We start from the raw sequence: 17,853 nt of genomic DNA on the forward strand, positions 1-17,853 counted from the left end.
TATAATATATGATATTTTTTATTATAAAACAAGCATTAAACCATTTATATTCAGATAATTATATAGTTTTTAAAAAAAAACTGGTGCGTTTGCCCTGTACAAGTAACGGACAGTCATAATAAAGAAAGTTATTATAGCATATTGAAATAGGTACAAAGTCGGGAGACTTTGCACAGCATAGAAAGTGGAATCCCCACTCTACGAAGTCTCCCGACTTCGCACCCCCAATTACAACTGTACATATTTTCGGATTTAAAGTGGCGATACCACTCTAGAAATCTTACCTTTGGGAATAATCATTTTCCCTATGAAACGCACCATTAAATATTACCGAATTATATGGTTTAAACACGATTTACCGGCTGGGCTTTCTGTTTTTTTGGTAGCGTTGCCGCTTTGCTTGGGAATAGCTTTGGCTTCTGGAGCTCCACTTTATGCCGGAATTCTTTCGGGAATAATTGGGGGATTAATGGTTTCATTAATCAGTGGTTCACAACTTGCGGTTTCAGGACCTGGTGCCGGTTTGACCTCCCTGGTTGCTGCTTCAATCATTTCATTAGGCGACTACAAACTTTTTCTGCTGGCTGTTCTGATAGCAGGTGCGTTTCAACTATTGCTCGGACTTTTTAAACTTGGGGCAATTGCAAATTATTTTCCTTCGTCGGTAATAAAGGGAATGTTGGCCGCGATAGGAATAATTTTAGTTTCAAAACAAATCCCGTTGGCTTTGGGTTATGATAAACCCGACTTTTGGACCAGTGGTTTCATTCAATTATTTTCGGCTGACAACTTTTTTGGAAATATAGAAAATTTCAATCATCACATTACCAGAGGTGCCATTCTGATTACGACAATTTCGTTAGCCTTTCTTATTCTACTCCAGCAACCATTTGCCAAAAAACTAAAGGTAATTCCAGCCCCTTTACTGGTTGTGGTCATTGGTGTCATTGTCAATATTCTTTTTACAAATGTAGCGTCGGATTTTTCTCTAAAGCAAACCCAATTAGTGAATATTTCTTCGAATATTTTCGAAAGCATATCCTTTCCCGATTTTTCAAAAATATTTTCCACTTCCGAAATCTGGAAAGACGGAATCCTTATAGGTTTACTTGCCACATTAGAAACTTTGCTTTGTATTGAAGCCGTTGACAAACTAGACAAACGCAACCGAATTACTCCTGTAAATAGGGAATTGATTGCACAAGGAATTGGCAATATGACTTGTGGACTTCTTGGAGCAATTCCCATAACAGCAGTTGTAGTTCGAGGTGCTGCCAATGTGGATGCTGGCGGAAGAACAAAACTTTCGGCTTTTACTCACGGATTGTTTCTACTTCTTGCTGTAATGTTAGTTCCGTTTTTACTCAACAAAATACCCTATGCTTCTCTAGCAGCCATTCTTTTGATTACCGGATATAATTTGACAAAACCCAAATTGTATCGCAATATGTGGGGCTTGGGACACAAACAATTTATTCCTTTTATGATTACTGTTGTTGTCATTCTTTCCACTGACTTGCTTCTTGGTGTAAGCATTGGACTTTTGATTTCAGTATATTATATCGTTCAGAGTAATTTTAAAATAGAATATAATATTACCCAAACGCGCCAACTGGGAATTGAAACCCAATACATCAAACTCAACCACAATGTGACTTTTCTGAACAAAGTCAAATTAAGAAAAACATTAGATGAGGTCCCAGAATATAGCAATTTGACTATTGATGGTAGTGAAAGCCGTTTGATTGACTACGACATTTTAGAAATTATAAGTGAATTTCACAGAAAAGCAAAAGACAGACACATTGAATTACACCTGATAAATATCGAAAAAGTAAGCGTGACGGCAGTACATTGATTTTTAATATTAATTATTTTTAAGAAAATTGAGTCTTTATATCAATACGAAAAAGCTTTTTCTCTTCTAATTTTCCAATCAAAAAGCATAAAATCAATTGAAACTGGATGACATTGAATATCCATATGAGTACAAATAATATCGCCAAAGTAACTTGCAACAGCTGCTTCTGAAGCATCTTTCCCATTTGCTATTTTCACTAGACCGTTAAGTCCGGCTAACTTGGTTGGGTCAAAAATAATCCAGTGACCACCAATATAAGCTTCAAAACAAGCGTGAAAATCGGGAGGATTTAAATAGCAAGCATATCCCGTAAAATAGCGTGCAGGTATGTCCAATGCCCTACAAAGTGCAATACCTAAATGGGCAAAGTCTTTGCAAACACCAGCTTTATTCAACAAAGTTTCCGTAGCCGATGCGCTTGAATTTGTCGAACCAGTAGTATAAGTAATATTGGTATAAATCCAATCCTCTATAGCTAATGCTTTTGAATAATCATTAAGTAAAAAGCCAAATTTATTAATAGCAAATTCCATTAATTTATCAGATTCACAATGCCTACTTGGAGAAAAATAGGGTAAAATATTAGGATCCAAATTAATAATGGGTATTGACTTCAAAAGTGTTTTCTCATCAATGTGTGCATAGTTTACAACAACTTGGGCTTTATAATTTATAGTAAAAGACGTCCCTTTTTCTACTTCCATTTTTATAAATCGAGTATCGGACTGATTAATCTTAAATTCTTCAAACGGTATTGCAGGGGTGATAATCAGGGATTCCTCCAAAACTAATTGGTTGTCCGATTTAATCGGCATAATATTAAAAAAGAAAGTGGTCGTAGACAAAACATCGTACGATAATGTACTTAAAACTTTAAAATTCATACTGTAAAAATAGTCTTTAAAACGGAACGTTAAAACTATCTAATCCTTTTTCCGAAAAGAGTTCAAGATATCGCAAAATACATCCCGCTTTTTTTAGATAATCAAAAAAAATACTTCTTAAATAGCAAAATACAACTTATTATCAAGTAATTAGTTTTCGGTTTCCGTTTCAGAATCCAACTATGCCATAAAGAGTTTATAAACAATTGTTAGTATAATGGCAATTAGAAATTGTCTTTCAAAAAAACTGAATATAATAATTTGCCTGTTTGATTTCGCGCGGATTATGGCTGAAGTATTGAATTGTATAAATAAAGGATAGCCATAATTGTTAATTTTAAAAATTTAAGAACTTAAAATTCTTTTTGCCTACTCATTACTTTATATTTGTTCTACAAATTAACTCTTATGGAAGAATGTATCTCGGTATTTGATATGCTAAAAATTGGTGTTGGACCTTCAAGTTCTCACACTCTTGGACCTTGGCGAGCTGCTGAACGTTTTCTTGGAGAATTGCGAAACGAAAACCTAATACATTCCATCTCTAAAATAAAAGTTGATTTATACGGTTCACTTTCCTTGACAGGAAAAGGTCACGCCACTGATTTAGCCATAATGTTAGGGCTGAGTGGTCAAGACCCTGAGTATATTCCAATTGAAAATATTTCCAAAATTGTAAAATCTATCCAAGACAACAATGAAATAATCCTGGGAAACGAAATCACGATTCCATTCCATTTTTTGAAAGACATAGTTTTCAATAAAAAATTTCTTCCTTTTCACGCCAATGGTTTGGCTTTTACTGCCTACACATTGGATGGTCGAGAATATACTTCAACTTACTACTCAATAGGTGGCGGTTTTGTCGTGGTGGAAGAACGCGTCAATGCCAAAAAGAAACTCCAGATAAAATGTGCTTTCCCGTTTCCCATTCAAAACGCTGATGAATTGTTGAATTATACTATTCAAGAAAACAAAAGCATTTCGGAAATTGTATATGAGAATGAAAAATCAATGCGTCCCGAAGCCGAAATTCATCACGAACTAATGCGAATTTGGCACACTATGCTCGAATGTATGTACATTGGTTGTCATTCCGAAGGGATTCTTCCCGGTGGATTGAATGTTCGCCGAAGAGCATTTGATATGCACCAACACCTTATTGGTTTATCCAATTATGATTCACCGCAAACGTGGCTGGAACAAATCCGATTGACTGAAGTGAAGTTTCGACAAATCCTGAAATGGGTTTCGTGTTTTGCCTTGGCAGTAAATGAAGTCAATGCGGCGCTAGGTCGCGTCGTTACAGCTCCAACTAACGGAAGTGCAGGAGTCATTCCAGCTGTTTTAATGTATTATTTAGTTATCGAAAATCACGAAGCCGGAGAAAAAGAAATCAAACAATTTTTAATGGTGGCTGGCGAAATTGGAAGTATTTTCAAAAAAGGTTCTACTATTTCCGCAGCTATGGGAGGTTGTCAGGCAGAAATTGGAGTATCCTCTTCGATGGCTGCTGCCGCTTTATGCGAATTAATGGGAGGAACTCCAGCTCAGGTTTTAATGGCAGCGGAAATAGCGATGGAACATCATCTGGGATTGACTTGCGACCCCGTGGGTGGTTTAGTCCAAATTCCTTGCATCGAAAGAAATACAATGGGAGCGATAAAAGCCATTCACGCTGCCGAATTAGCATTGGAAACCGATCCGAAAAATGCAAAAGTGCCATTGGACAAAGTAATTGACACGATGTGGCAAACCGCCAAAGATATGAACAACAAATACAAGGAAACTTCCGAAGGTGGTTTGGCAATTGCCGTAAATATGGCAGATTGTTAATTTATTAAATTGACTACCATTTATTAATATCAAATTAATTATTTCAGCCACGAATTACACGAATTGCCACGAATTCCTGTTTTAATTTTTAAAAAATTTGTGAAAATTCGTGTAATTCGTGGCTGAAATTTTATAAAGCATTTAAGTCCTGTAAATTTAGTCCGCTTAGCGGACTGTCATAATTTATTTATGCTAAAAAATAATCGATTTTCTTATTTCATTTTAATTGTTTCTGTAATTATACTGGGTATAGTATCCAGAACTATTGATGGTGTTCCATCTTTTCTTGGAGACACACTGTATGCTGTTATGGTTTACTTTGGTATACGGTTGTTCTTTATCAATAACAGCTTTATAAAGACAATGATACTTGCTTTAGTTTTTTGTTTTTGCATCGAGTTTCTTCAACTTTATAGAGCAGAATGGATTTTGGCAATTCGAAGAACTACATTAGGACACTATGCATTAGGGCAAGGCTTTCTTTGGAGTGATTTGGGATTTTATATTCTTGGAATTACAATTGCATATTTGATTGATTCAATTTTGGTTAAGAGAAAATAATATTACCTAACTTCAATAAAAAACGTTTTTTATAATTTTTTGATAATTTTCAAAGTCCAATATTAAAGATTGTTTTGCTAGTTCGTCCCGATAATAATCGGCACTCGGGTCAAAATTTAAAAATAGTAATCTCTCTAATTTTAGATTAATTGATTAATTTTACACTTTTATTCCTAAAATCTAAATTCCAAACATAAAGAATGTCAGTAGCAAAAAAAGATTACAAAAGAATTACCACAAAGTCATTGATTGAAATGAAAGCTAATGGAGAGAAAATTTCTATGCTGACGGCTTACGATTATTCAATGGCAAAAATTGTTGACGCCGCTGGTGTTGACGTGATATTAGTGGGAGATTCAGCGTCGAATGTCATGGCAGGTCACGAAACGACTTTGCCTATCACTTTAGACCAAATGATTTATCACGCATCTGGTGTGATTCGCGCTATTCACAGATCATTAGTTGTGGTCGATTTACCTTTTGGAAGCTATCAGTCAGACCCAAAAGAAGCCTTACGTTCTGCCATTAGAATTATGAAAGAAAGTGGTGGCCACGCTGTAAAATTGGAAGGTGGAAGTGAAGTTAAAGAATCTATTAAAAGAATATTGAATGCCGGAATTCCTGTTATGGGACATTTGGGTTTAACCCCACAATCCATATATAAATTTGGAACGTATACCGTTCGTGCCAAAGAAGAACAAGAAGCCGAAAAACTAGTGGAAGATGCAAAACTTTTAGAAAAATTAGGCTGTTTTGCAATAGTTATCGAAAAAGTTCCAGCACATTTAGCCGAAGAAGTGGCCAAAAGTATTTCGATTCCCGTTATAGGAATTGGAGCGGGTGGCGGAGTAGATGGACAAGTTTTAGTAATTCACGATATGTTAGGAATGAATAATGAATTTAGCCCTCGCTTTTTGCGTCGTTATATGAATTTATATGAAGAAATGACAACGGCTATTGGTCAATATGTTACGGATGTGAAATCAAGAGATTTTCCAAATGAGAAAGAGCAGTATTAATTTCTAATCTAAAATAACATTACTTTCAGTTGCTTTTTTGGCCAAACATAAAACATTTATATGTCAACACAACACGACACCAGCATTATTATTCCTTGTTACAATGAAGAAAAGGGTATTTCAATTAATGAATATTCTAACTTTTTGGATAATAATCCGGAGGCATTTATATGTTTTGTAAATGATGGTTCTACTGATAATACGCTGCAAGTTCTGAATGTATTGAAGGAAAAACACCCAACTCAAATTCACATTCTTACATTAGAAAAAAATTCAGGTAAGGCTGAAGCGGTTCGAGCAGGAATAAATTATTGCAATAAAAACTCCAAACATCAATATATTGGTTATTTAGATGCTGATTTGGCTACGACATTAGAAGAATTTATTGAACTTCGGAATCATTTAAAAGGAGAAATAATTTTTAGTTTTGGTTCCCGAATCAGGAAAATTGGTTCTACAATTGAACGTGAAAACGGTCGCTTTTTGATAGGAAGAGTGGTCGCAACTTTTATTTCAAACATACTTGATATAAAGGTTTACGATACCCAATGTGGCAGTAAACTTTTTACAAGAGAAATTTCGGAGGAGTTATTCCAAAAAGAATTTATATCAAAATGGTTGTTTGATGTAGAAATATTTTACAGGATGATTCACCTTTACGGAAGAGAAAAAGCAATAGGAAAAATGTTGGAAATCCCTTTGAAATTATGGGTTGAAAAAGGAGATTCCAAAGTAAAATTCACTTACGGTTTTAAACTTTGGTTTGATTTGTTTAAAATTAGCCGAGAATATAAAAAGATTGCAAAGAATAATTCTAACACAAATCTAATGTAAATGATTTCAGAAAAGCTTAAAAACAACTCCAAAATTTTTTCCGTTTCGGTAATTGTTCTCTTGATTTTTAGATTGTTATTAACTGCAACAATTCCTTTATTGGACAAAACAGAAGCACGCTATGCCGAAATTGCCCGAATCATGCAGGAAACGAAACAATGGATTGTTTTACAAATAGATTATGGAGTTCCATTTTGGGCAAAACCACCTTTATCTACTTGGATGTCTGCGGCAAGTTTTGAGCTGTTTGGTGTAAATGAATTTGCCTCTCGTTTTCCTTCTTTTTTACTGAGTTTAATCCTAATTATTATTGCTGGGAAAATGGTCAAAAAGGAAGGAGTTTCTTTCTATTTACCTGGTTTTATTTTACTGACAATGCCTGAATTTCTAATTCATACAGGAGTTGTCTCAACTGATACTTCACTTGAATTTTGCATTACCATAATGATGATTTCCTTTTGGCAAACGATGAAAAACGAAGGAAAAACCTATTGGAATTATTTGTTTTTTGTTGCTTTAGGATTTGGATTTCTCTCAAAAGGACCACTAATTACTGTGCTTACCTTTCCTCCCTTATTTTTATGGTGTTGCTTGGATATAAAAAGATTTAAAACTATTTTTTCTAAATTTTCAATTATTCCTGGAGTACTAATTACGGCCATAATTGCCATTCCTTGGTATTATTATGCAGAAAAAGAAACACCTGGATTTTTAGATTATTTTATTGTTGGAGAACATTACAAACGCTTTGTAGAACCCGGCTGGAAAGGCGATTTATATGGCAGTGGCCACTCACAACCAAAAGGAATGATTTGGCTTTATTTGGTTGCATTTGTGTTTCCGTGGATTCAAATTGTTTTGTATAAATTATGGAAAAACAGACCCTTAGTTTTCAAAAACAGTTGGGTTTCCTTCTTGCTATTATGGGCGTTTTGGACACCACTGTTTTTTACCATTTCAAGTAATATTTTGCATACCTATGTACTTCCATCAGCAATGCCAATTATGTTTTTAGTGGTTTATTTCTGGGAAGAATTTACTAGAAAAAAACTCCTAATTAGTGTTGCCTTATTTTTTCCAGTGGTGGTATTTATTGCTTATTTTGGTTGGTTTGCCACAGGGAAATTAGACTTTAAAATGAACTCCGATAAGTATCTTTTGGAAAATTTAAAAGTTACTACGGTAAATAAAGAAATACCGATCTATTATTGGAAAGTTAAAAATTATTCGGGTCAATTTTACACCAATGGTAAGGCTCAAGTTATAAAGACTGAAATGCAATTGGATTCTGTTCAAACTTTGAATAAAAAGCTGTTTTTTGTAATTCCAACGAAAATGGAGAAAGAAATTTCAAAAAAACAGCTGGATAAAATGACTTTGACCCAAAGCAATTATAAGACTTCCATTTTTGTAACTAAATAAAGAAGTCCTCTAATTGATGAAAATACTATCCGACAAAAATAACCTCCAAATCCTGCATGAAGACAATCACATAATTGTGGTCAACAAACGTGTGGGCGATATTGTGCAGGGAGACAAAACAGGAGACAAACCACTTTCTGAAGTTGTAAAAGAATACATCAAAGACAAATACAATAAACCCGGTGAAGTTTTTCTGGGAGTGGTACATCGATTAGATCGTCCAACAACCGGAATTGTGGTTTTTGCCAGAACCAGTAAGGCTTTAACTCGAATGAACGAATTGTTTAGCAATCGGGAAACTCAAAAAACCTATTGGGCAATCGTGAAAAATAAGCCCGAAAATCCGCAAGACAAACTCGTGCATTTTCTCAAAAGAAACGAAAAAAACAATACTTCAAAAGCACATACAAAAGAAGTTCCCGAGAGTAAATTAGCAAGTTTAGATTATAAAATCATCAAGGAACTCAACAATTATTTTGCATTGGAAATCAACCTTCATACCGGAAGACATCACCAAATCAGAGCTCAACTTTCGGCAATAGGTTCACCCATAAAAGGGGATTTGAAATACGGTTTTGACCGCAGCAATCCTGATGGAGGCATTCATCTTCATGCCCGAAAACTGGTTTTTGTTCATCCTGTTTCAAAAGAAAATTTAATAATTGTTGCTCCAGTTCCAAATGATGTGATTTGGAATGCCATTTAATTTGAAAAAAATGTATCTTTAGGACATATTTAAGTTTTAATTTATGGAATATAAAACCAACATTAATTTCAGAAAAGAAAGCCTGATTAAGTTGCTAAATGCTGTTATCACATACGAAAACGAAATCATTCAGGCTTTATATGATGATTTCAAAAAGCCCGCATTTGAAGCCGTTCTCACCGAAACCAGTTATGTAATTTCGGAATTAAAAGACACTATTAAGAACTTGAAAAGTTGGTCTAAACCAAGAAGAGTTTTCCCTTCAATTCTAAATTTTCCATCGAAAGATTATATTTACAAAGAACCTTACGGCAAAGTTTTGATAATTGCACCTTGGAATTATCCTTTTCAGTTGGCACTTTGCCCATTAATTTCGGCTGTTGCAGCTGGAAATCAAGTAGTGGTAAAACCATCTGAACTCACACCAAAAACATCAGAGATTATTGCTAAAATAATTGCTAAAGCATTCGATAAAAACCACGTTAAAGTCATTGAAGGTGGAGTTGAAGTTTCCCGAAAATTGCTTTCTGAACGTTGGGATTACATCTTTTTTACTGGAAGTGTAGCTGTAGGCAAAATTGTGGCAAAAGCCGCTGCAGAAAACCTCACTCCGGTAACACTGGAACTTGGCGGGAAGAATCCTTGTATCATTGACGAAACGGCTAATTTGAAACTTGCGGCAAAAAGAATCGTTTGGGGGAAATTTATGAATGCCGGCCAAACGTGTATTGCACCTGATTATATTCTGATTCAAAAGGATATGAAAAGTCATTTTATTGGCTATTTAAAAGAAGAAATCACCAAAGCTTACGGCGAAAATCCTAGCGAATCTCAAGATTTTGCAAGAATTGTAAACACAAAAAACTGGCAACGATTAGTGGATATGATTGAACCTGACAAAGTGATTTTTGGAGGACAAAGCGATATCAAAAATTGCTACATTGCCCCTACCCTTATGGAAGAACCTTTGCCAGACAGTCAAGTCATGAAAGATGAGATATTTGGGCCAATATTGCCAATCATAGCTTACGAAAACGAGACAGATATTGAAACTGTAATTTCCAGATACGAAAAACCTTTGGCTTTATACATCTTTACCGAAAATCGTATTTTTTCAAAACAAATGATTCAAAAATATTCGTTTGGTGGCGGGTGCGTCAATGATACTATGGTTCATTTTTCGAATAAAAGATTGCCTTTTGGAGGTGTTGGTCACAGTGGTATTGGCGCTTACCACGGAAGTTTAAGTTTTGACGTTTTTTCGCATAAAAAAAGCATTCTAAAAAAATCAAATTTCTTAGATTTACCAATGCGTTACGCTCCTTATAAAGATAAATTAACCATAATTAAAACATTGTTAAAATGGTTGTAACCAATGAAAAAACGGTAAGTGATGCCATAAATTATAGACGTTCCGTTCGAGTATATAAAACAGAACCTATCGATGATACTAAAGTAAAAGAATGCATCCATCTAGCAACACTGGCAGCGACTAGCAGCAATATGCAGCTTTGGGAATTTTACCATGTCGTTTCTCCGCAAATTCTTAAAAAACTCACAGAAGCAAGTTTTGGTCAATCTGCTGCAAAAACAGCACAACAAATGGTAGTTATTGTAGCCAGAAAAGATTTGTGGCGAAAAAGAGCTCAATCTAATATTGACTTTTTAAAATCACAATATGGAGACAAACCAGCATCCGAATATTCCAAAAGGGAAAAATTTGCGATGAATTATTATAAAAAAATCATTCCATCGATTTATTTCGATTTTTTGGGAATTCTGGGAATGATAAAATATATTGCTTTTCAAATTATTGGGATATTTAGGCCCATATATCGCGAAGCTAGACAAAGTGATATGAGAGTTGTAGCGCACAAAAGCGCCGGGCTTGCAGCTCAAAATTTTATGATTAGTATGGCTGCCATAAATTATGACACCTGCCCTATGGAAGGTTTTGATTCATTAATGGTCAAAAAAGTGCTAAAGTTACCTTCGTCCTCCGAAATAAATATGATTATCGCTTGTGGAATACGAGATGAAAAAGGAATTTTTGCTGAACGATTCAGAGTTCCTTTTGAAGAAGTCTATTTTAAAATATAAAACCAAAATAAATTAAACTAACAAAATGCAAAATATGAAGCCTATAAATGACAGAATAGAAGATATAAGAACGAATGGATACGAACTTGATTTTGGCACTGTTTTCGAAAATGCTTTCGACAATTATAAAAAAATAGCACTATATGCCGGTTTAATACTCTTATTCTTTTTCATATTTATAATTATTCTTATGTCAGTTGGAATGGTTTCCTATATTGGGATAGAAAACATGGAAGCGTTTAGCAAAAAGTTACTACATTTTTCAGAACTTAAGGAAAAACCGTTAGATATTGTATTACAAATCAATGCAGTTATGATATTAATTTCCGGACTTTTAAATCCTTTTATGGCTGGATTTCTTAAAATGGCAGATTGTGGCGAAAAAGATGAAGAATTTCATGTATCAACGATGTTTTCTTATTACAAATCTCCTTATTTTTCCAATATTTTTATTGCAGTATTTATAATTACATTAATTAATATGAGCCTTACAACACTTCTTGAATTTGCAGGATTTAACATAATTGGCTCAATAATTTCATTGACAATATCTTTTTTAACGTTTTTGACAATTCCGTTTATAATTTTTGGAAAATTGAGTTCAATAGATGCTATTAAATCAAGTATAATAATAGTTTCCAAACAACCTTTAGTTCTATTAGGATTAATAATTGTATCACTTATTGCAGCAATAATTGGAATTTTTGGTTTTTGTATTGGTATGCTTTTTACAATGCCATTTATCTATTCAATGAATTATATGATTTACAAAACCATAATTGGAACTGATTCTGCAAGTGATATAAAGGAAATAGACCCAACCGTTTAATACTTTATTAATATTAACATTGTTTATTACTACGATTACACAAAAAAAACTATTTTTATAACCAAAAAACTAGATCCCAAATCTAATCTTAAACCTAACCAATACAAATACACCTAATGTCGTGTAGCTTACTATTCACAATTATTTCGAAAACAAATAATTACTTTTCTTTAAATGACAATCTCTTTATCAATTATCCTTTTTTGATAGATAAATTCTTTATTAGCCATAATTTATTTGGGATTTTAACCCCATTTTTAATTATTCTGGCTTTTCTATTAATATTTAAGTTTTTAAAAATTAAATCGGCACTTAATGATCAATATATTGAAACCCAATCAAAATTAAATTCTAGAAGCAAAGAAACCCAATTCTATTTTTTGGTTTTGGGAATTACACTGCCATTTCTAGAAATTATTTTCACTTTTTTCGAAGCTAGATCGAAAAGTTTGCTAATACAAAATTTTAGTTTGGGTATATTTTTGTTGGTAATATATCTTGTTAGCAAAAAATCATCTTTAGTGTTACAAAACATACAGACTATTTTTAAGGTGATATTTATAATTGCTTTTTGTATAATATCCAAAAATTTAATTTATACTTCACCTGATACAATACCTATCATTGCTTATTTAATATGCTTTTTCTTCTCCTATGACATTCTCAGACCCCTAAAATTATACTTGTTTTTTGTAGTTGTCGTTTTTGTTTTCATATACATCCTTTTTGTATTTAAAATAGTGCCGTCAAAATCCACTTCCTTATTATTTAATTACTCTTTAATAATTCTAGTCATAAATTATGTACGGCATAAGTCTTTGCTTAATGTTAAAGATAGATTTAGGTTTACCAATGAAATTGTAAATAAAGGAAATACGCTGACAATTGCTACAAATAATGCTGGTGAAATTTCTTTTTGCAGTAAAACAATAACCTCAATTTTGGGATATACTCCAGAAGAAGTTATGGGAATGGAATTTTGGAAACTTACAGAAGACATTGAATTCATTGGAAAAGAATATCATGACAACTATGTTGATGATCGATTATACGTTAGGAAATTAAAATGCAAAAACGGCACCTACAAATACATTCAATGGAGAGACAAAAAACACAATGACAATTTAACCATTGGAATTGGAAATGATATCACCAATGAAATAAACATTCAAAATAAGTATAGGGATTTGATTCAAAACGCGACCGATCTTATTTTTGAACTAGACAATAATGGTGATTTTACTTTCATAAACGATTTTACAATCAAGACTCTTGGTTATAGTGCAGAGGAAGTTCTCAACAGAAATTTTTCTGAATTTATTCGAGAAGATTATGTAAAAAATATGGTAGATTTTTATCATTATTTACCGAAAAATGATAACGACTTCACAATTACCGAAATCCCTTTACTGAAAAAAAATGGGGAAGTAATATGGATTTCCCAAAAAGTAGTCATTCGAAGAAATGATTTAGGCGAAATTATTGGGTATTCTGGATTAGCCAGGGACATTACCGCTTTAAAAAATATTGAAGGCGAAAATCAAAAACGGCTAGAAAAAATTCAAGAATATAATACCGCAATCAAAAATTTATCAACGAAAAATTACAATAAGAATGAAAATTTGGACCGCATCATTGGAATAATTATAAAAGCTGCTGCAATCGCTTCCAATACAAACAGGGTAAGCTTTTGGAAATACAATGAAGATAAAATTATTTGCAAGAAATTATACGAATTAGACAACCAGAAATTTGGAGTCAACATTACTTTAAAAAAAGAAAAACATCCCAAATATTTTGAATCCATAAAAAAAGAAGTTCTGATAATAGTGAATGATGTCTATAATAATCCGATAACATCTGAATTTGTTAACGAGTATTTCTTGAAATATGACATCAAATCAATGCTCGAAATACCAATTTTTAAAAATGGTGAACTAACCGGGACCATTTGTTTTGAAACAACTAAGTATAAAAAGTCCTGGGATAACGACGATATCAATTTTGCCCGAACAATCTCGGATATTGTTTCATTACAAATAGCTTCAAAAAAACGATATCAAGCCGAGGAAAAACTGGAATACAAAAGTGAGCTTTTATCTGCAATGGCTTTATGTACCGAAAAGTTTCTGTTAAGCAAAAGTATTAATGAAATGTTTACAGAGACCTTTGAAATAATGGGTAAATCCACAAAGGCAGATCATCTTTTTTATTATGAATTAGATTCCAACACTAATTTAATAAGCCAAAAATTTAAATGGGCAAAAGAAGGATTTACACTTCAGATAACTGATTTACAGGAATTTAAAACCACAAAATTAAAAGAAATAATTGTTAAAGCAAAAAATAAAAAACATTTCAAATCCATTACACGTAAACTTGAAGATTCCTTTTTTAAAGATTTATTATTGGCCAATGACGTTAAATCTATACTCATTTTACCGATATATATTGAGAATGAATTTACCGGATTTATAGGTTTTGACGATTGTACTTATGAAAAAAAGTGGTCTTACGACGAGATTAATATTCTTCAAACACTTGCAAATAATATTTCTTCAGCATTGGAAAGAAATATAAACGAAACGATCCTGCATGAAAGCCAAGAAAAATTTCGCTTATTGGCAAATAACATTCCAGGTACTGTTTATTTATCGAATATTGACGATAAATGGAGCAAGATTTACATTAATGACGAAATCGAAAACTTAACGGGATACAGTAAAGCAGAATTTCTTGAAAACGAAATACATTATGTTGATTTGGTTCATCCCGATGACAAAGAAAATGTTCTAATTACTGCAAAAAAATTGATTGAAGAACATATTAAAATGCAAATTGTATACAGAATCATCCATAAAAAAGGACATATTGTATGGGTGGAAGAGTTTGGCGACAGTATCAAAAAAGATAACGTAATTAATTATGTGGGTGGAATATTTTTTGACATCACAAAGAAAAAAGAGGCAGAAGAAGCCTTGATAGCAAAAGAAATAGCCGAAGCCGCCAACAAGGCAAAATCAGAATTTATTGCTAATATGAGCCATGAAATCAGGACTCCGTTAAATGGAATAATAGGTTTTACGGACTTACTAATGAAGACCAATCTTGAAAAAACGCAAGAGAAACACATGATTACCGTCAATGAATCGGCTCATTCCTTGTTAGACATCATCAACAATATTCTCGATTTTTCAAAAATTGAAGCGGGTAAACTAGAATTATTCATTGAAAAACAAGAGATCAAGGAAATATTGAATCAAATAATTGACTTGATATCGTATGAATCGAACCTAAAAAACCTGAAACTAGAACTTCTTATGGCTACCGATATTCCTAAATATTTTTGGGTAGATATCGTTCGTTTAAAGCAAGTCTTGATTAATCTTTTGGCAAATGCAGTAAAATTTACCGAAAAGGGATCCATAAAATTAATCGTTTCTGTTCTTGAAAAAACGGAAAACTCCAATACTAAAATTCGCTTTTCCGTCATAGATACTGGTATTGGAATACTTGAAGAAAACTGGAATAAGATTTTCAATGCTTTTTCCCAAGAAGACAATTCAACAACCAGAAAATTTGGAGGAACAGGATTAGGCTTAAGTATTTCGAATCAATTGTTGGGATTAATGAATAGCAACCTTCAATTAGAAAGTAAAATAAATATAGGAAGTACTTTCTATTTTGACTTAAATTTAAAAACCAGCAATAAAACATCGGCTTATAAAACCAAAATAAATATTCCAGTTGAAAATCGGATAGACCTTGTTATTAAAAAAAATGACAGTCTAAAAAAATTAAAAATATTGATTGCCGAAGATAACAAAATAAATATGTTATTGCTTAAAACCATCATTAAGAACTTATGTATTGATGCAACTATTTTTGAAGTTTTCAACGGTGTGGATGCCGTTGAGCAGTTTGAATCCATAAATCCAGATATTGTTTTTATGGATATTCAAATGCCTTCAATGAATGGTTATGAAGCAACTAAAGTAATAAGAAGTTTTAAATCAGGAAAAAATATCCCCATCATTGCCGTAACAGCCGGAGCCGAAAAAGATGAAAAAATAAAATGTATGGAAGCTGGAATGACCGATTATATTTCCAAACCCATAGCAAAAGGACTTATTGAAAAAACAATTATAAAATGGATGTCATTGCCAAAATATAACCATATAATGAACGAGAAATTAACTTTTGTCGAGAAAAAATAAAAGTAGCCTTGAATGAAATTAATTAAATAAAAGATATTAATTTTAGCTAAAATCTTGTAATATGAAATGGATAGGAAGACGACAAAGTGACAATATGGAAGACCGAAGAGGGCTTTCCGGCGGGAAGGCTGTTGTTGGTGGAGGAATAATTGGAATAATCATTTTGCTTATCAATGTTTTTGGTGGTGAAAACGCACAACAACTCAATCCTATTTTAGAACAATTAAATCAGGAATCCACGCCAACAGAAACAAGGGCTTTGACTCCTGAAGAAGTAAAAGAAGGAGAATTTGTAAAAACACTTTTGGCTGATAATGAAGACATTTGGACCAAAATATTCGAAGAAAACAACCTCACTTTCGAAGCGCCAAAACTAGTTTTATTCAACGGGCAAGTGCAAACTGCCTGTGGTGGAGCGAGTTCCGCTTCTGGTCCTTTTTATTGTCCAGGAGACAAGGTTATTTATATGGATATGAGTTTCTTTGAAGAACTGAGAACACGATTTGGTGCCGAAGGCGGTGATTTTGCCGTAGCTTATGTTTTGGCACACGAATTTGGGCATCACATCCAAACCTTGCTGGGAACATCTGATAAAGTGCGCCAATTGCAAGAAAACAGAAGCGAAACCGAAGGCAATAAACTATCTGTCGCGCTTGAATTACAAGCCGATTTCTATGCCGGACTTTGGACACATTACAACGAAAAACAAAATGCAATACTCGAACCCGGAGATATCGAAGAAGCATTGAGTGCAGCAAATGCAGTGGGTGACGATGCCATTCAGAAAAAAATGCAGGGACAAGTTGTGCCTGATTCCTTTACTCACGGCACTTCTGAGCAAAGAATGTACTGGTTTAATCGTGGTTTTAAAACGGGTGATATTCGAAAAGGGGATACTTTTGCGGGGGTGGATTAGAAGTAGACTGTAATCAGTAATTCACTATGTATTTTAGTAATAATTATAGGTTTAAAAAATATTAATTTTTACAAAGTCAACCCGCTCCGCAAAGTCTCCGACTTTGAGGATGTGTGAATCAGTCTTTGACTGCCATAAATATTTTAAAAAAAAAACGGTTAAAAACCGAAAATCACTCCCTCAAAGTCGGAGACTTTGCGGAGCATTAAATCGCCCAATCGTAAGATTAAAACTAAGTATTGCAACAAAGTCAACCAATATAAAGCTACATCGGAAAAATTCGGAAAAATTTGCTGTACCTTTGCGCCAAATTAAAGAAGCACTCAAAATAGATAGTGTTTACTTCATAAACACAATTTATGTCATTTAACTCATTAGGCTTATCTGATGCTTTATTAAAAGCCATCAGCAAAAAAGGATACACAACCCCTTCTCCAATACAAAAAAAAGCAATTCCATCAATCTTAGAAGGTAAAGATGTATTAGCATCGGCACAAACTGGAACAGGAAAAACCGCTGGTTTCACACTACCCATTTTACAAATATTATCGCAAGGAAAACACCTAAGTCACAGACCCATTCGTGCTTTGATATTGACTCCAACACGAGAATTGGCAGCTCAAATATTAGCTAATATCAAAGAATACAGTGAGTTTGTAGATATACGC

General features: G+C 33.3%; 14 protein-coding genes. 13 read left to right on the top strand and 1 reads right to left on the bottom strand.

Annotated elements, in window-relative coordinates:
• Positions 1 to 307 precede the first annotated feature (307 nt).
• Positions 308 to 1,858, top strand: a complete 1,551-nt coding sequence (locus tag ACH2BV_RS09240; RefSeq protein ID WP_395050438.1) for a SulP family inorganic anion transporter — start codon at positions 308 to 310, stop codon at positions 1,856 to 1,858.
• 41 nt (positions 1,859 to 1,899) lie between these two features.
• On the opposite strand, the gene ACH2BV_RS09245 is transcribed toward ACH2BV_RS09240, so the two are convergent.
• Entirely contained in the window at positions 1,900 to 2,745 is an 846-nt protein-coding gene (locus tag ACH2BV_RS09245) for a transglutaminase family protein (RefSeq protein WP_395050439.1), read from the bottom strand.
• A 408-nt stretch (positions 2,746 to 3,153) separates the two neighbouring features.
• On the opposite strand from ACH2BV_RS09245, the gene ACH2BV_RS09250 reads away from it, so the two are divergent.
• The 12 genes from ACH2BV_RS09250 to ACH2BV_RS09305 form a co-directional block, all read left to right on the top strand.
• On the top strand, positions 3,154 to 4,581 hold the full coding sequence (locus tag ACH2BV_RS09250) for an L-serine ammonia-lyase (RefSeq protein WP_395050440.1): 1,428 nt from the start codon (positions 3,154 to 3,156) through the stop codon (positions 4,579 to 4,581).
• Positions 4,582 to 4,770: 189 nt separating this feature from the next.
• A complete protein-coding gene (locus tag ACH2BV_RS09255; RefSeq protein WP_395050441.1) occupies positions 4,771 to 5,142 on the top strand; it encodes a DUF2809 domain-containing protein in 372 nt (123 codons plus the stop codon).
• A gap of 200 nt (positions 5,143 to 5,342) precedes the next feature.
• Positions 5,343 to 6,161, top strand: a complete 819-nt coding sequence (panB, locus tag ACH2BV_RS09260; RefSeq protein ID WP_395050442.1) for a 3-methyl-2-oxobutanoate hydroxymethyltransferase — start codon at positions 5,343 to 5,345, stop codon at positions 6,159 to 6,161.
• A gap of 60 nt (positions 6,162 to 6,221) precedes the next feature.
• Positions 6,222 to 6,995, top strand: a complete 774-nt coding sequence (locus ACH2BV_RS09265; RefSeq protein ID WP_395050443.1) for a glycosyltransferase — start codon at positions 6,222 to 6,224, stop codon at positions 6,993 to 6,995.
• Positions 6,996 to 8,417, top strand: coding sequence for an ArnT family glycosyltransferase (locus tag ACH2BV_RS09270; protein WP_395050444.1), 1,422 nt, complete (start codon positions 6,996 to 6,998; stop codon positions 8,415 to 8,417). It abuts the gene before it with no gap.
• A gap of 16 nt (positions 8,418 to 8,433) precedes the next feature.
• On the top strand, positions 8,434 to 9,123 hold the full coding sequence (locus tag ACH2BV_RS09275; RefSeq protein ID WP_395050445.1) for an RluA family pseudouridine synthase: 690 nt from the start codon (positions 8,434 to 8,436) through the stop codon (positions 9,121 to 9,123).
• 43 nt (positions 9,124 to 9,166) lie between these two features.
• On the top strand, positions 9,167 to 10,495 hold the full coding sequence (locus ACH2BV_RS09280) for an aldehyde dehydrogenase (protein ID WP_395050446.1): 1,329 nt from the start codon (positions 9,167 to 9,169) through the stop codon (positions 10,493 to 10,495).
• Positions 10,486 to 11,223, top strand: a complete 738-nt coding sequence (locus ACH2BV_RS09285) for a nitroreductase family protein (protein ID WP_395050447.1) — start codon at positions 10,486 to 10,488, stop codon at positions 11,221 to 11,223. The genes ACH2BV_RS09280 and ACH2BV_RS09285 overlap by 10 nt, the downstream gene beginning before the upstream one ends.
• 34 nt (positions 11,224 to 11,257) lie before the next feature.
• Positions 11,258 to 12,052, top strand: a complete 795-nt coding sequence (locus ACH2BV_RS09290; protein ID WP_395050448.1) for a hypothetical protein — start codon at positions 11,258 to 11,260, stop codon at positions 12,050 to 12,052.
• Positions 12,053 to 12,870: 818 nt separating this feature from the next.
• Positions 12,871 to 16,269, top strand: a complete 3,399-nt coding sequence (locus tag ACH2BV_RS09295; protein ID WP_395050449.1) for a PAS domain S-box protein — start codon at positions 12,871 to 12,873, stop codon at positions 16,267 to 16,269.
• Between the two features lie 61 nt (positions 16,270 to 16,330).
• A complete protein-coding gene (locus ACH2BV_RS09300; protein ID WP_395050450.1) occupies positions 16,331 to 17,185 on the top strand; it encodes a neutral zinc metallopeptidase in 855 nt (284 codons plus the stop codon).
• Positions 17,186 to 17,544: 359 nt separating this feature from the next.
• Positions 17,545 to 17,853: DEAD/DEAH box helicase (locus ACH2BV_RS09305; RefSeq protein ID WP_395050451.1), on the top strand; the 309-nt coding region annotated here is incomplete at its 3' end.

Source organism: Flavobacterium sp., from assembly GCF_043780635.1.
GTDB lineage: Bacteria > Bacteroidota > Bacteroidia > Flavobacteriales > Flavobacteriaceae > Flavobacterium.

What these genes read in the sequence shown, in the direction of transcription:
- ACH2BV_RS09240 (WP_395050438.1), top strand. Translation starts at nt 308, where the DNA reads ATGAAACGCACCATTAAATATTACCGAATTATATGGTTTAAACACGAT.
- ACH2BV_RS09245 (WP_395050439.1), bottom strand. Translation starts at nt 2,745, where the DNA reads ATGAATTTTAAAGTTTTAAGTACATTATCGTACGATGTTTTGTCTACG.
- ACH2BV_RS09250 (WP_395050440.1), top strand. Translation starts at nt 3,154, where the DNA reads ATGGAAGAATGTATCTCGGTATTTGATATGCTAAAAATTGGTGTTGGA.
- ACH2BV_RS09255 (WP_395050441.1), top strand. Translation starts at nt 4,771, where the DNA reads ATGCTAAAAAATAATCGATTTTCTTATTTCATTTTAATTGTTTCTGTA.
- panB (WP_395050442.1), top strand. Translation starts at nt 5,343, where the DNA reads ATGTCAGTAGCAAAAAAAGATTACAAAAGAATTACCACAAAGTCATTG.
- ACH2BV_RS09265 (WP_395050443.1), top strand. Translation starts at nt 6,222, where the DNA reads ATGTCAACACAACACGACACCAGCATTATTATTCCTTGTTACAATGAA.
- ACH2BV_RS09270 (WP_395050444.1), top strand. Translation starts at nt 6,996, where the DNA reads ATGATTTCAGAAAAGCTTAAAAACAACTCCAAAATTTTTTCCGTTTCG.
- ACH2BV_RS09275 (WP_395050445.1), top strand. Translation starts at nt 8,434, where the DNA reads ATGAAAATACTATCCGACAAAAATAACCTCCAAATCCTGCATGAAGAC.
- ACH2BV_RS09280 (WP_395050446.1), top strand. Translation starts at nt 9,167, where the DNA reads ATGGAATATAAAACCAACATTAATTTCAGAAAAGAAAGCCTGATTAAG.
- ACH2BV_RS09285 (WP_395050447.1), top strand. Translation starts at nt 10,486, where the DNA reads ATGGTTGTAACCAATGAAAAAACGGTAAGTGATGCCATAAATTATAGA.
- ACH2BV_RS09290 (WP_395050448.1), top strand. Translation starts at nt 11,258, where the DNA reads ATGAAGCCTATAAATGACAGAATAGAAGATATAAGAACGAATGGATAC.
- ACH2BV_RS09300 (WP_395050450.1), top strand. Translation starts at nt 16,331, where the DNA reads ATGAAATGGATAGGAAGACGACAAAGTGACAATATGGAAGACCGAAGA.